At 52.7% G+C, this 14,377-nt stretch carries 12 protein-coding genes; all 12 read right to left on the reverse strand.

The window, feature by feature from the left end:
* Positions 1-119: 119 nt before the first annotated feature.
* The 12 genes from rfbC to AC6I7A_RS12250 all read right to left on the reverse strand — a co-directional run bounded on the left by rfbC (position 120) and on the right by AC6I7A_RS12250 (position 14,347).
* Positions 120-668, reverse strand: coding sequence for a dTDP-4-dehydrorhamnose 3,5-epimerase (gene rfbC, locus AC6I7A_RS12195; protein WP_072215463.1), 549 nt, complete (start codon positions 666-668; stop codon positions 120-122).
* Complete coding sequence (gene rfbA, locus AC6I7A_RS12200; protein WP_058956683.1) at positions 668-1,549, reverse strand: glucose-1-phosphate thymidylyltransferase RfbA; 882 nt, start codon at positions 1,547-1,549, stop codon at positions 668-670. The genes rfbC and rfbA overlap by 1 nt, the downstream gene beginning before the upstream one ends.
* Positions 1,550-1,593: 44 nt before the next feature.
* Positions 1,594-2,481 (reverse strand): dTDP-4-dehydrorhamnose reductase, encoded by an 888-nt coding sequence (gene rfbD, locus AC6I7A_RS12205; protein WP_058956684.1) that lies wholly within the window; start codon positions 2,479-2,481, stop codon positions 1,594-1,596.
* Entirely contained in the window at positions 2,481-3,560 is a 1,080-nt protein-coding gene (rfbB, locus tag AC6I7A_RS12210; RefSeq protein WP_058956685.1) for a dTDP-glucose 4,6-dehydratase, read from the reverse strand. The genes rfbD and rfbB overlap by 1 nt, the downstream gene beginning before the upstream one ends.
* 432 nt (positions 3,561-3,992) lie before the next feature.
* Positions 3,993-5,006 carry a UDP-glucose 4-epimerase GalE gene (galE, locus tag AC6I7A_RS12215; RefSeq protein ID WP_009089272.1) on the reverse strand — a complete coding sequence of 338 codons (1,014 nt, stop codon included), beginning with the start codon at positions 5,004-5,006 and terminating at the stop codon, positions 3,993-3,995.
* A 42-nt stretch (positions 5,007-5,048) separates the two neighbouring features.
* Positions 5,049-5,951 carry a UTP--glucose-1-phosphate uridylyltransferase GalF gene (gene galF, locus AC6I7A_RS12220; protein ID WP_009089271.1) on the reverse strand — a complete coding sequence of 301 codons (903 nt, stop codon included), beginning with the start codon at positions 5,949-5,951 and terminating at the stop codon, positions 5,049-5,051.
* Between the two features lie 278 nt (positions 5,952-6,229).
* Positions 6,230-7,570 carry a lipopolysaccharide biosynthesis protein gene (locus AC6I7A_RS12225; RefSeq protein ID WP_009089269.1) on the reverse strand — a complete coding sequence of 447 codons (1,341 nt, stop codon included), beginning with the start codon at positions 7,568-7,570 and terminating at the stop codon, positions 6,230-6,232.
* Positions 7,567-8,790: a glycosyltransferase gene (locus tag AC6I7A_RS12230; RefSeq protein WP_009089267.1), complete on the reverse strand. Its 1,224-nt coding sequence runs from the start codon at positions 8,788-8,790 to the stop codon at positions 7,567-7,569. Before AC6I7A_RS12230 ends, AC6I7A_RS12225 begins: the two co-directional genes overlap by 4 nt.
* A 4-nt stretch (positions 8,791-8,794) precedes the next feature.
* Complete coding sequence (gene wcaK / locus AC6I7A_RS12235) at positions 8,795-10,057, reverse strand: colanic acid biosynthesis pyruvyl transferase WcaK (RefSeq protein ID WP_033736181.1); 1,263 nt, start codon at positions 10,055-10,057, stop codon at positions 8,795-8,797.
* Positions 10,058-10,214: 157 nt separating this feature from the next.
* Positions 10,215-12,431, reverse strand: coding sequence for a phage tailspike protein (locus AC6I7A_RS12240; RefSeq protein WP_009089264.1), 2,217 nt, complete (start codon positions 12,429-12,431; stop codon positions 10,215-10,217).
* A gap of 82 nt (positions 12,432-12,513) precedes the next feature.
* Positions 12,514-13,548, reverse strand: a complete 1,035-nt coding sequence (locus AC6I7A_RS12245) for a glycosyltransferase (protein ID WP_009089262.1) — start codon at positions 13,546-13,548, stop codon at positions 12,514-12,516.
* Positions 13,549-13,594: 46 nt separating this feature from the next.
* On the reverse strand, positions 13,595-14,347 hold the full coding sequence (locus tag AC6I7A_RS12250; RefSeq protein ID WP_046102193.1) for a glycosyltransferase family 2 protein: 753 nt from the start codon (positions 14,345-14,347) through the stop codon (positions 13,595-13,597).
* Between the last annotated feature and the right edge of the window lie 30 nt (positions 14,348-14,377).

Consider the following 14,377-nt stretch of genomic DNA (forward strand, 5'->3'; position numbering starts at 1 on the left):
ATTCAAATGCAAAAATTTGACATGAGCAATATCTGCAAGACCTAATAAGTGCTTAAATTCATAGATTCATGCTCAACGCTATAGCATTAGAACTTTACTATTATTTGCGCACCTGTTAATCAATCGAAATACACAGCTTTATCAAAAGGTAATCCATCTTTGTCTTTTGCAGAAAGTAATGGCTCAGAGTTTTCAAAAATTGGCCATTCAATCCCTAAAGATGGGTCATTCCATAAAAGTGAATGTTCTGCAGATGGCGTATAGTAGTCTGTGCATTTGTATACAAATTCAGCGCTATCCGATGTCACATAAAAACCATGTGCGAATCCTTCAGGCACCCATAATTGTCTTTTATTTTCAGCAGAAAGTATAACACCTACCCACTGTCCAAAGGTTGGTGATGATTGACGCATATCTACTGCAACATCATATACCTCCCCTTCAACCACTCTTACCAATTTACCTTGCGTGTTTTCTGTCTGATAATGCAGGCCGCGCAATATTCCTTTGAGAGATTTAGAGTGATTATCCTGAACAAACTGTCGGGGACAAACTAACTCTTCAAATTTTTGCTGATTCCACGTCTCCATAAAAAAACCACGTTCGTCACCAAAAACTCTCGGCTCAATGATTTTCACGTCAGCAATTTTAGTATCAATGATATTCATTATAAACGTCCTTCAACCAAAGCCATCAGATATTTGCCATATTCATTTTTTAGATAGGGCTTGGCCAGCTCCTGCAATTGCGCTTTATCGATAAAACCCATTCTGAATGCGATTTCTTCCGGGCAGGCAACTTTTAAGCCCTGTCGTGATTCAATAGTCTGAATGAAGTTATTGGCTTCCATCAGGCTCTGATGCGTTCCGGTATCCAGCCATGCATGACCACGTCCCATAATCGAGACAGAAAGCTTGCCTTGTTCCATATAGATACGGTTGATGTCGGTGATCTCAAGTTCACCACGCGGGGATGGCGCAAGGTTTTTTGCCATTTCCACTACGCTGTTATCATAAAAATAAAGACCGGTGACCGCGTAGTTGCTACGTGGATGTTCAGGTTTTTCTACCAGAGAAATCGCTTTACCTTCGCTATCAAATTCCACGACACCGTAGCGCTCAGGATCGGTAACATGATACGCAAAAACAGTAGCTCCATCTTCTTTAGTAGATGCGGCTTCAAGTTGCTTGTAGAGGTCGTGACCATAGAAAATATTGTCGCCAAGAATGAGCGCGACTGAGTCGTCACCAATGAACTCTTCACCAATGATGAATGCCTGAGCTAGTCCATCCGGGCTTGGCTGTACTTTATACTGAATCGAAATGCCCCATTGGGAACCATCACCTAACAGACTTTCAAAGCGTGGCGTATCCTGCGGCGTACTGATAATCAGAATGTCGTTGATCCCTGCCAGCATCAGCGTGCTGAGTGGGTAGTAAATCATCGGCTTATCATAGACCGGAAGCAATTGCTTGCTGACTGCCATCGTTACCGGGTAGAGGCGTGTTCCTGAGCCACCAGCGAGAATAATACCTTTATTCTTTTTCACAATATCACCTTAATTGGACAGGCCGCTTATGCGGCCTGCTGCTATTAAATAAGAGTTTCAAGCAACATACGTTCGACGCCCACAGTCCAGTCGGGCAGTGTCAGACCAAAGCCCTGCTGGAACTTCTCTGTGCTAAGTCTTGAGTTAGCCGGGCGTTTAGCCGGTGTCGGGAATGCACTGGTGGGCACCGCATTAATTGTCTGAACCTGAAGCTCAACACCCTGTGCTTTCGCAAACTCAATCACTTTAGTGGCATAGGCATGCCAGGTGGTCTCACCTGCTGCAATAAGATGGTAAATGCCAGCAACGCCACTGTTACCCAGCGCCACTCTGATGGCGTGAGCAGTACTATCAGCAATAAGTTCTGCCCCTGTTGGCGCGCCATACTGATCGTTAATCACAGACAATGCATCGCGATCTTTTGCCAGCTTAAGCATAGTTTTGGCGAAGTTATTTCCTTTTGCGGCATACACCCAGCTGGTGCGGAAGATGAGGTATTTCGTCATGTTACTGACGATGGCCTGCTCCCCTTCCAGCTTGGTCTGACCATAGACATTCAGCGGAGCTGTTGCATCGTCTTCACGCCAGGGTTTCTCACCTGATCCATCAAACACATAGTCGGTTGAGTAATGAATCAACCACGCGCCAGTTTCTTCGGCCGCTCTGGCCAGCGCATCAATTGAGGTCGCATTGACCAGACGGGCTTTGTCCTCTTCAGACTCAGCCTTATCCACTGCCGTATAGGCAGTAGCATTGACGATAACGGCTGGCCTGATTCTGCGAACTGTCTCTGCAATCCCCTCAGGATTTTCAAAATCGCCACAGAAGTCAGTAGAGTGACGATCTACGACAATCAGATTACCCAGCGGTGCCAGTGCACGCTGTAACTCCCAGCCAACCTGACCGTTCTTACCAAAAAGCAGAATATCCATTAGCTACGTTTCTCGTAGTTTTGTTCGATCCAGTTCTGATAGGCACCACTCTTCACATGCTCAACCCATTGTGAATTGTTCAGGTACCATTCGACAGTTTTCTTCAGACCTGTTTCAAAGGTCTCTTCCGGTTTCCAGCCCAGATCTTTTTCAATCTTAGCAGCATCGATTGCGTAACGACGATCGTGTCCCGGACGATCCTGAACGTAGGTGATTTGATCACTGTACGGGGTCGCTTTTGGACGCAGTTGATCCAGCAATTCGCAGACCTTCAGCACTACATCAATGTTTTTCTTTTCGTTATGGCCACCGATGTTGTAAGTAGTCCCGGTTTTTGCATTTTTCACCACGGTATAGAGTGCGCGCGCGTGGTCTTCAACATAGAGCCAGTCACGGATCTGATCGCCTTTACCGTAGATTGGCAGTGGTTTGCCTTCAAGCGCATTGCTGATGATCAGTGGGATCAGTTTTTCCGGAAAGTGATAAGGACCATAGTTGTTTGAGCAGTTAGTGACAATCACCGGCAACTTGTAGGTGCGGCCCCATGCGCGAACCAGATGATCGCTGGCAGCTTTAGTCGAGGAGTAAGGGCTGCTCGGCGCATAAGGTGTCTCTTCGGTAAACAATGGCAGCTCACCATCCATTTCATCCGGATGCGGCAGATCGCCATAAACTTCATCCGTAGAGATATGGTGAAAACGGAAGGCACTTTTACGTGCTTCAGGTAATACACTCCAGTAATGACGTGCCGCCTCTAACAGAGCATAGGTGCCTACCACGTTCGTCTGAACAAACTCTGCCGGTCCGGTAATTGAACGGTCAACATGGCTTTCCGCAGCCAGGTGCATGATCGCATCTGGCTGAAATTCATTCAGTACGTCAGTGACAGCCTGTCCATCACAGATATCAACCTGTCTGAACGTGTAGCGGGAGCTGTCGCTGACGTCTTTCAATGACTCCAGGTTGCCTGCATAAGTCAGTTTATCAACGTTTATAACTTCATCATTCGTATTGTTAATAACATGACGGACAACTGCCGAACCGATAAAACCTGCACCACCAGTGATAAGTATCTTCATAACGTGTTTATTCCTGACAAGCTATCTGAGGCATGGGTGCCTGTATAAAATGCAGACAATCATATGCGTCCAGAGCACGCTACCGCCCCTGGGTTACAGCTCCCACAATGCTGATTGTCTTCAGACGAATGATTATGCTGATACTGAGCACTCGCTTCACTATCAGCATTTCATTGATTGATATCACTTTATTAATGAAACTGTTTAAGTGGGTTTATCATTCAACAATCGCAAATTCTATCACTCAGGTATAGGTATTACGAATAAAATGCGTTTGTTTAACAGGTGTTAGTTCAACTTATGAGCGCTTAACTGACGCAGGGGATGGTTACTGATGTGCCAGGACGAGGCAATCAGAATAGTGAGAAAGGGTTGATAAGATATTTCAATGTAAACATTAAAAAAGGCGAACCTCAGTTCGCCTTTTTTCAACTACCGAAACCCATCCGGGTTCTTACTCTGCCAGTTCCACGTATCGCGCATCATTTCATCGATGCCGCGTGTTACGCGCCAGTCGAGCTCACGGTTCGCCAGGGACGCATCTGCCCAGAAGGCAGGCAGGTCGCCGTCACGACGCGGTTTGATTTCAAACGGAATCGCTTTGCCGGAGGCTTGCTCAAACGCCTTGATCATCTCCAGTACCGAGAAGCCTTTGCCGCCGCCGAGGTTAAAGGCGGTGTAGCCCTCAACTTTGCTCAGATGGTCCAGCGCCTTCAGGTGTCCTTCAGCCAGGTCGACCACATGGATGTAGTCACGCAGGCAGGTGCCGTCAGGCGTATCGTAGTCACCGCCAAACACACCCAGCTTCTCCAGACGACCAATCGCGACCTGTGCGATGTATGGCAGCAGGTTATTCGGGATGCCGGTCGGGTCTTCGCCGATTTCGCCTGACTCATGCGCGCCAACCGGGTTGAAGTAGCGCAGCGCAATCGCCTTAAACTTCGGCTCTGCCTTAGCAAAGTCGCGCATGACGAACTCGATCATCAGCTTAGAAGTGCCGTAAGGACTGGTAGTGCCGCCAATCGGGGTCGTTTCCACATAGGGAACCGGTGCATCCGCGCCATAAACGGTGGCCGACGAACTGAAGATGAAGTTCCACACGCCCGCGTTACGCATCTCTTCCAGCAGCACTACCGTACCCGCGACGTTGTTCTCGTAATACTCCAGAGGCATACGCGTCGACTCTCCGACCGCTTTCAGCGCGGCGAAGTGGATGACGGCGGAAATGCTGTTTGAGGCAAACAGGTCGCGCAGGCAGGCGCGGTCACGGATGTCGCCTTCGACGAAGGTCGCTTTCTTCCCCGCCAGCTTTTCAACGCGGTTGATCGCTTCGCGTGAGGCATTGCAGAGGTTATCCAGCACCACTACATCATCACCGCGCTGCAGCAGCGCCAGTACGGTATGGGAACCGATATAGCCTGCCCCGCCCGTTACCAAAATAGCCATGTGCACTCCTTGTAAGCTGCCGCGCAGTGCGCGGCAAAATAATTACTGTTGTTTTGCCAGGATGTTCTGAATCGCTTCGCGGAAATCGCGGCCCTGGGCGTTGTTACGCAGTCCGTAAGAGACGAACGCCTGCATGTAACCCAGTTTGCGACCGCAGTCAAAGCTGTGACCGGTCAGCAGTGAAACATCAACAGGTTTGTTTTTGCTCAGGCTGGCGATCGCATCGGTCAGCTGGATACGGCCCCAGGCGCCAGGTTCAGTGCGCTCCAGTTCAGCCCAGATGTCAGCAGAAAGCACATAGCGTCCTACCGCAGCCAGGTCAGAGTTCAGCTCAGCCGGATGCTCTGGCTTCTCAACAAAGTTGGTGATACGGCTGATATCACCTGGGTTGTTGATCGGCTCTTCGGTGGTGATCACAGAGTACTCAGAGAGGTCGGAGGCAGGCATATGCTGTGCCAGAACCTGACTGTGGCCGGTCTCTTCAAAACGGGCAACCATCGCCGCGAGATTATAACGCAGGTGGTCAGCAGTGGAATCATCCAGCAGCACATCCGGCAGCACCACGACAAACGGATTATCACCGATCATCGGACGGGCGCAGAGAATCGAGTGGCCCAGACCCAGCGGCTGTGCCTGACGCACGTTCATGATAGTTACGCCTGGCGGACAGATAGACTGCACTTCGCTCAACAGCTGACGCTTCACACGCGCTTCCAGCAGCGCTTCCAGTTCATAAGTGGTATCGAAGTGGTTCTCGACCGCATTTTTCGATGCATGCGTGACCAGCACGATCTCTTTAATACCTGCGGCAACACATTCGTCAACGATGTACTGGATCATCGGTTTGTCGACGACAGGCAGCATCTCTTTCGGAATGGCTTTAGTCGCAGGGAGCATATGCATACCGAGGCCCGCAACCGGGATTACTGCTTTAAGCTTGGTCATATTTATTCCGTTTAATAAAATGAAGATGTGGGTCGATTATGCAGGATCGGCCGGAAGAGCAAGTATAATCTTTATCTGAAAAGCGGACAGTAACTCTCTGTCATAACTTAGAAATTCGGCATTTTGCCCATTGCACGCGATACCATAAACTGAGTAAAGACAATCAGTAATCGCAGATTGCTACTGTGATCTGCAGCACTGTTCGTTGCATGGCTGAGACCAGCCATAAATGAAAACGGGCGACCCTTAGGTCACCCGTTGATATCGCTGTGTGATGATTACAGCCAGCCTTCAAACCACTCCGGCATGATGAACAGATTGAAGTGGTTCACCAGCACCATCAGGCCGACAAAGACCACCGACACCGCCACCCACTGGCGGGCATAGGGCATAAAGCGAATGCCAATCACCGGTTTGATAAAGAACGGGTGGGCCAGCGCCGAGATCAGGATCTGCGAGATGGAGAGTGTCAGCGCCACATAGAGCACATTAGGCCAGATAAAGGTGGTCGCCAGCACGCCCAGCACCACGATACTCGCCACGATGTTCCAGTAGAACTCGACGTTGGTGCGTCCGTTAGCCTGCGAAATGGCACCGGTCAGTCCCCCCATCGGCCGCAGCATACCGAACAGCAGCATCAGCGGGATCAGATGATAAACCTGCTCGTGAGATGCGCCATAAAGTATACGGACGATCACCGGCGAGAAGATGCCAATGACCAGATACATGGCACTGCTGAACAGCATGATCCCCAGCGTGCCCTTGAGGAACAGCTTTTTCAGCTGCTCGGCATCGTGCTGTTTCTCAGCAAAGCGCGGCAGCGCCAGACGGTTGATGACCGGCGTCACCAGCTTCAGCGGTTGCAGCACCAGCTCTTTTGCCAGCGAGTAGACACCCAGCATCTCAGCGCCCATCACCTTACCGACCACCAGCGCATCCGCCTGGGTGCGCAACTGGTTAATGGTCTGGGAGCCAAGCTGGTAGCTGCCGTAGCGAATCGCCCCGAAGAAGGTCGCTTTGTCGAACTCCCAGGTCGGGCGCCATGACTTCTCACCCAGTGCAATCATGCAGAGGATACGGGTAAAGGCATTGATGAACAGGCCGAGAATCGCTGCCGCTACGGTCAGTGAAGTGAACTCCAGCATTGCCACCACACAGAGGAAGGCAAACAGCTTGGTGCCCATCTCAATCTTCGCCAGCGACACCATCCGCTTGGTCTTGATGTAGTGCGCCTGATACTGCGACAGATGTCCCAGCACGAGGAAGTTGAGACTGGTCAGCATGATCAGCCCCGTCAGCTCCGGCAGGTGATAGAACCAGGCCACCGGGAAAGCGATCAGCAGCATGATCAGGCCGGTGCAGAGACTGAGTGATACGTTAACCCAGTAGATGGTGCTCTGCTCACGGCGGGTGATGTTCTGGCGATGCACCAGATAACTGCTCATCCCCATATCCTGCAGGACACCCGCCACCGCCAGAATGGCGTTGATGATGGCCAGCAGTCCCAGCTCGTGGGTTTCCAGTTTGCGGGCGAGAAAGCTCAGCTGTGCAACCTGCAGCACCGCAGAAAAGCAGGTGCTGCCAAACAGCCAAATCGCCTGTGACTTAAATCCACTCACACCAGTCGCTCCAGAATCTGTGCCAGTTCGCCATAGGCGATATGCTGATTGAACTCCGTCTCAACTTTATGCCGCGCAGCAGCGACCACCGGGGCCACATCCACTTCGCCCTCAGAGAGCTTAAGCAGCGTCTCTGCCAGCGCCTCGGGATCGTCCTCTTCCACCAGCCAGCCGGAGACATTGTTCTCAATCAGTTCGGGAATACCGCTGTGGAAGGTAGAGACCACCGGCAGGCCGACCGCCATCGCCTCCATCAGCGCAACCGGAATCCCTTCCATGTCGCCATCGGCGGCAGTTTTGGAGGGCAGCAGGAAGATGTCCGCTTCGCTCAGCGCACGACGAATCTCCTCCTGCGGTTTGAAGCCCGGCATACTGACGCAATCTTCCATTCCCTCGCGGGCGATGAAATCACGCATCATCTCATCCTGATCGCCATTGCCGATGATGGTGTACTGGAACTGACCGCCCCGCTGCTTCAGGATGGCGCTGGCTTTCACCGCCACATCCAGTCCTTTCTTCTCGGTCAGACGCGCCACCGAGACGATACGCAGCGGCTTGTGAAATGCCTGACGCGGCTGGAAGTTAAACTTCTCTGGCTCAATCCCCATGCGTGTCACATGAATTTTTTCCGGCGGGCAGCCCATCTCAATCAACTTGTTTTCCCACAGGTGGCTGATTGGCAGCATCAGTTCGCTCTGACGGAACAGGTTGACGTAGTCGAGCTTGTGCTCTTCCAGAATGTGACGACGGGAAATATCGGCACCGTGGAACACGGTCGCCTGCTTGCCCTTCAGTACGCCCAGCTCACGCAGCTTGTTCGCCAGCGCACCGGCATAGCCGAAATGCACCAGGAAAACATCCGCGGTGAACGTCTGCTTCGCATTGGCCACGATCGACGGCAGCAGCAGCTTGCTGGACTGCGCGCCATAACGACGCATGTTCAGCGAACGCAGCAGCGACGGTTTGGTCACGTTCGGCAGCACCAGCCTGATGCGCTGGTTGAGCTTATCGACAATTGAGATCTTCTCTTCCGGCAGCAGATAATGCGTCTTCGCCGCCAGACCATATTCATCAAACGCGGCGTGCCGGTTCACTAAATCGCCGGGAAAGACTGAAATAATCTCCACCTCGTAACCGGCATCAATAAAATGGGTTACCTGATTCAGAACGAATGTCTCAGAGGCAACCGGGAAACGCATGGTGAAAAAAGTCAGTTTCATCACATTACCCTAATACTTTGAGAATCTCTTCAGTGATCCGGTTGCCAATTTCCCTTTCATTCGCAACGGCCGTATTGACCTTCAGCTTAATGTTGTCGTAGTCGGCAAGCACACTCTTCACCTTGTCGATCAGCGAGCCATCCATCAGGCTTTTCACATCGGTTGCCATCTGCGGCAGACCCAGCTGGTTCATCACACCCATCGATTTGTGCTCATAGTTGATCGCCACGGCCGGGGTGCCAAAGTTCATGGAGATAATCGCCGAGTGCAGGCGGGTACCGATGGTCAGATGGCAGTGGCTCAGCAGGATGCCCAGCTCCAGGTCATTAAACTCATCCATGATGACATGGTAATGCTCAGGCTGCTCCACGTGATCGCGCAGGGTCAGTGCCACCATGCGGTCATCTTTGGCATAGCTGTCGATGCCGGTACAGGTGGAGAACGCCACGACCTGGTAACCTTCTGCGATCATCGCATTGATCACCCGACCAAAGGCTGCTTCATACTCTTTCTGTGTGACGCCCAGACGTTTATCAAACGGCGCCAGTTCGCGCACGGTGATGGCGATGGTTTTACGGCTGCTGATAATCCCCTGCCAGTGAAGCAGGTTATGGCTCGGATTTTCCACTTCACGCGCGCGCACCAGGAAAGCGGTGTCGACGCCGGCTGCGACTTTCGAGCTGGTCACGCCATCACGTTTCATCAGATCGAGGCTGACCGACTCACGCAGAACCAGGCTGTTAACGCGATCAAAAACAAAGTTCGCCAGCGCATTGACGCGCGGGTTCTGGAACGGACCCACCGAGTGACCAATCAGGTAAATAGGCTTTTTCGCCATCAGCGCACAAAGCGCGTGGTCAAACTGGGTGACGCCATAGAGATCGACGAAGAATGACCCGCCAACCTGAATAATGGCGTCATATTTCGCCAGGCTTTCGGTAAAGGCTTTGAGGTGGGGTGGCACGGCAAACGACTTAAAGACGCCGCCCTTGCCCAGGTGCGCCATCATGATGTCGGGCATCAGACGGTTCGCGACTTTACGCTTAAACGAACCGACCAGACCTTTGCCTGACTTGCTGTTATGCAGAAACAGCGCATCCTGCTGAATATCCTGCTGGAGCAGATAACCGGAGCTGGTTGGATAACGGCTAATCACATCAATGTCTAAATCACTGCGTGCAGACTTCATTGAATCAATCAGTCCACGAAGAATCGCGCCATCCCCACGATTCCCACACGTATGGTTACCCACCAATAAAATTTTCATAACAACTCCGAATAAATTTTTTTAATTCTGTAAGCCGCCCGGATCCGTCATGGGCAAAATGAGCTCTGTTCAAAATAATGCTTACGGGATAACGCACCCAAAGGTACCGCTCCTGTTAAAACCGGCCGCCTCCGTTGTGGCGGCCGTCATGCAAGGGTTATGACTTAATGGCAAAGTAAGGCAGGGCAACCTGTTTCCCGTTGATGACCACGGAAACAAAGCCTTCCGGCTTGCTGGTATCGACCTGGTCGGCAGAGAGCGGACGCGATGCCATCAGCAGGTCGCCCTGCTCGTTGGCCCCGACACCCGCTTTGCCGTTGTGCAGACTGAAGCGCTGCGGCGCGCGTTTGGTCTTATCGCCCGCCGGCGGATTGCCTGGCTCCATCCGCGCGTTAACGCGCGCGCAGCGACCGGTAACAAAGCGATCCTTGCCGGTGGTTTTCACCAGCACGGCGGCCGACGGCGTCCAGCCCGCCAGTTTGACGAAGAGGCGAACGTCGGTGTCATGTTCAGCGACATAGCGCACATCGAGGACCGGGCTGCTGCCTTCGGCTGACCAGCTCGCTTCAGAGAGATCTTTCTTGCGCTGCACGTGGATCACGGCGCGGCCACCGGTGGTTTTGTCGCTGATCAGGTTCATCAGGGGCTTGTCGCCGCTGCCGTTGCTGAACTGCGCCTGACCAAAGATTTCGATCTCCCAGGAGTCGCCCACCGTGGGTGAGTAGAGGCTGCCGAGATCAAACCAGGTCTCCTGATTGGTGTTGTTCTCCAGACGCCAGCGCGAGGTGATGTAGTTGTATTTCAGGCTGCCATCCAGCGCGACGCCGTAAGATTCAACGCGTGTCGACCCCATCTCCCAGATGCTGAGCAGACGATCGCCCTGCATCGAGTTATCGATCCAGCTGCCCGACTGCAGGCTGGTCTGGCGCATATTCAGACGGGTGTTATGGGCAATCAGCGGGTTCTTACAATCCTCCAGGCTCAGCGCATCAACGATCCACTGACCGTTGGAGAGATCGCCCGGGTTGTCACAGTGCTCAATCCAGCCGTTGTGGATAATCGACTGACCGCAGCGCGGCAGGTTGAGGACTTTGCCCCCACGGCAGTATTGCGCGTTGAAGTTCGACAGCTCGATAGCGGTGCTGTGGTCCCATTTGCCCTGCTTCTGTCCTGACCAGCCCGATTTGATGACGTCGCCGCTGCAGCGGGAGGCGTACCACTGGTCGATTTTACAATCGAGGGTATCCTGCAGGCTGATCGCGGTACCGCCGACGGCGTTAAAGCGCAGGCAGGCACCCCGGAAATATTGTCCGCCCGGACAGATGTTATGGAAAAAGCCCTGCTGGTTCGGACTCTTATCGCTGTTGCCGTTGAAGATCAGGTTGGAAAGCTCAACCCGGCGGGCATTCATCTGGAAGACGAACTCTGACTTACCATCGGAAACGAGGGTAGTCGCCGGGAAGTAACCAAAGTTGACCATCGCACCGGACATGCGGAAGAAGTTGAGATACTTGTCGCCCAGGTTGCAGGCGGAGACCATAAAGGTCCCGGCCGGGAACTGAACGCAGATCTGCTGGTTCGCCTGCTGCGACCACTGGAACATCGCCATAATGGCGGGTGCCGTATCAGTTTTCCCATCGGCGATGGCACCGAAATCAAACAGCGTCAGGCGGTTGAAATCGTCTACCACACGACGCCAGTGAAAGCCGTCACCGGCAAAGTTGACGCCGCCATCATTCTGCGCGGGCTGGAAGCTGCCGACGAACTCGCCGCCGCCCACTTCCCGTCCCTCGTGCCAGCTTTTGAGTTTGATCTTAGCCCCTTCAAACAGCGGACGGGTCTTGCGTAACTCCGCCACGGACGGGATCTCGCCAATCAGCTGATAACCCGCTGGCTGTGACAGGCGCTGACTGAAATCAGCGGCGCCCGGGCGACTGACATCAGCGATGTTAAACAGGGTCTGCCCGTTATTATCTTCTACCGTCATCGAATGCGAAGGATCGGCAATCAGCGCAGCATTATCCTGAATAAACTGCGCAAAGTTGCCCTTGTTCAGCGCGATAGGCTGAGCAATCTCGGAGACCTTACCGCTGGCGTCACGCAGGAAGACCGGAATCTGGTTGCCAGGCTTGCTGGCATCCACACCGGCTTTACCAATCCAGAGCTTACCCTCAAAGCTCTGCCAGAACTGCGGTGGCATCGCGTAGACATTTTCCGGCGTCAGGATCGGCACATCTCCTTTCGGCACGGCGGTGGCATCAACCGGTTTCAGGGCAATGCCGTTACTTTTAGCAGCGTAGCTGGAAAAGGTGCTCACGGAGAGAGCCCCCACCAGAGCGGAGGCGGCGGTCTGTAACACTTCTCTTCTTTTCATGCATCAATTCCCGTAGTCAATAAGGCCATTGGCCATGGCGGTGTCCCTGAGGCACGTCGCAAGTGAGCGTTTCCAGCTCCGGTTAAACCAATGACAGCCAGCTTTTTTTGATCTGATTACCGTCGAATTTCAGCGCGGTCTGTTTCGTTTTTTCGCTCATGGCATAGAGCAGCGCATCATCTGTCGCCAGCTGCTCCATTCGCGCCAGAAACGTGGCTTTGTCATTCATGGGCACCAGGAAACCATCTTCGCCGTGGTTGATGATCTCCTGAGGCCCGGTCGGGCAGTCGTAGGCGACGACCGGCAGTGACCAGGATTTCGCTTCCAGCAGCACCAGCGGTAATCCTTCATAGCGGGAGGTCATCAGCGCCATGTCGCTGTCGCGATAGTAGTCATTGATGTTGCTGACCTTGCCGACAAACTTCACGCTGTCCGTGATCCCCAGCACTGCCGCCTGATCGTGCAGCTGCTGACGCAGTTCACCGTCACCGGCAATCACCAGCGTCCAGTCCGGGTGTTTTCTGGCAAAGTCGCGCCAGATATCCAGCATCAGGTCAAACCCCTTCTGGTTATCCAGACGTCCGACGGCCAGCGCCTGACGGGAGCGGGTCTGGCGCTGATAGCCTTTGTAAACCACCGGATTGGGGATTTGCATGCTGGGAATGCGCCAGCGGCTGAACACCTGATGATCTTTGTCGGTCAGAACAATCACGCGGTCGTAGTAGCGCAGCAGCAGGAACTTGAGGAACTTAATCGGTTTGCTGAAGGAGTTAATGGCGATGTGTTCGCAGGCGTAGGCTTTGCCACGCTTCTTCTTCATCAGCAGCAGATTCCAGAAGGCGAACATCACGCTCAGGCGGCCCATGCTGATCAGGAAGACGGTGTCGAAACCCTCTTCATGGATTCGGGCAACCGCGCTTTTGATGGGGTTGCTCTGCCCTTCAAAGCTGACAATCTCTTTGACATGCTCAAACGGGTAGAAGGTTTTTCCGCTGCCTTCCAGCGAGTAGATGGTGACGTCATGCGTTTCGCCAAGACATTCTGACATAAAGTTACAGATGTTCTCGGTGCCCGCATAGGAGTAAGCATCTTTGATCACCAGGACAATTTTTTTCATGAAACGCTATCCACCTCAAATTTTAAAGACAATCCTGCCGACGGGCTTAACGATGCTTAAGGGTAAACAGCACACCATTCACCATATACCAGGCGTAATAGTAATAGATTTTTAAAGGATTGTTTTTATAGATAATTCTTAATAATTCGAGGTGCCACTGGGCCGCTTTATTCTTATTACGTGAAAGGGAATCCCCTAACTCGTAATAGTTGACCAGAATCGTCTGAATTACGCGTGCCTGCTTGTAGCGGGTGAACAACTCATAGAGAAACAGGAAATCTTCGTGCCCTTTGCGCTGGAAGAAGAGTCCCTGAGGCGGGCGGCGGAAGCAGACGGAAGAGAAGCAGACGCGATACTGCTTTTTCACGAAGTTTTCCTGCTGCAGATAAGGTTTGCCGTAGGTGATGTCGTGCTCAGCCTTGCGGGTTTTGTAGTGATACTCGGTAATGACAAAATCATCACCGGCCTCAATGGCGGCCACCTGCTGAGTCAGCTTATCCGCATGCCATTCATCATCGCTGTCGAGGAAGGCAATGATCTCTTCCGTGGCCGCACGCAGCCCGACGTTGCGGGTCTCTGCTGCGCCCATGTTGACCGCGTTGTCCAGAATGGTGATGCGCGGGTCCTGGCAGTGCTCACGCACAAACGCCAGCGAGTCGTCAGTGGATTTATCGTTGACCAGATAGAGGTGCCAGTCGGTATAGTGCTGGTTGATCACCGATTGCACGGCGCGTAATACCGTCTGACGGGCATTATACATAGGCATCACAATGCCAACGGTTCCAACAGAAGTCTTCATCTTCAACCCTGAATTAAATGAAAAGAGAGT

It is taken from the genome of Type-F symbiont of Plautia stali (genome assembly GCF_059731105.1).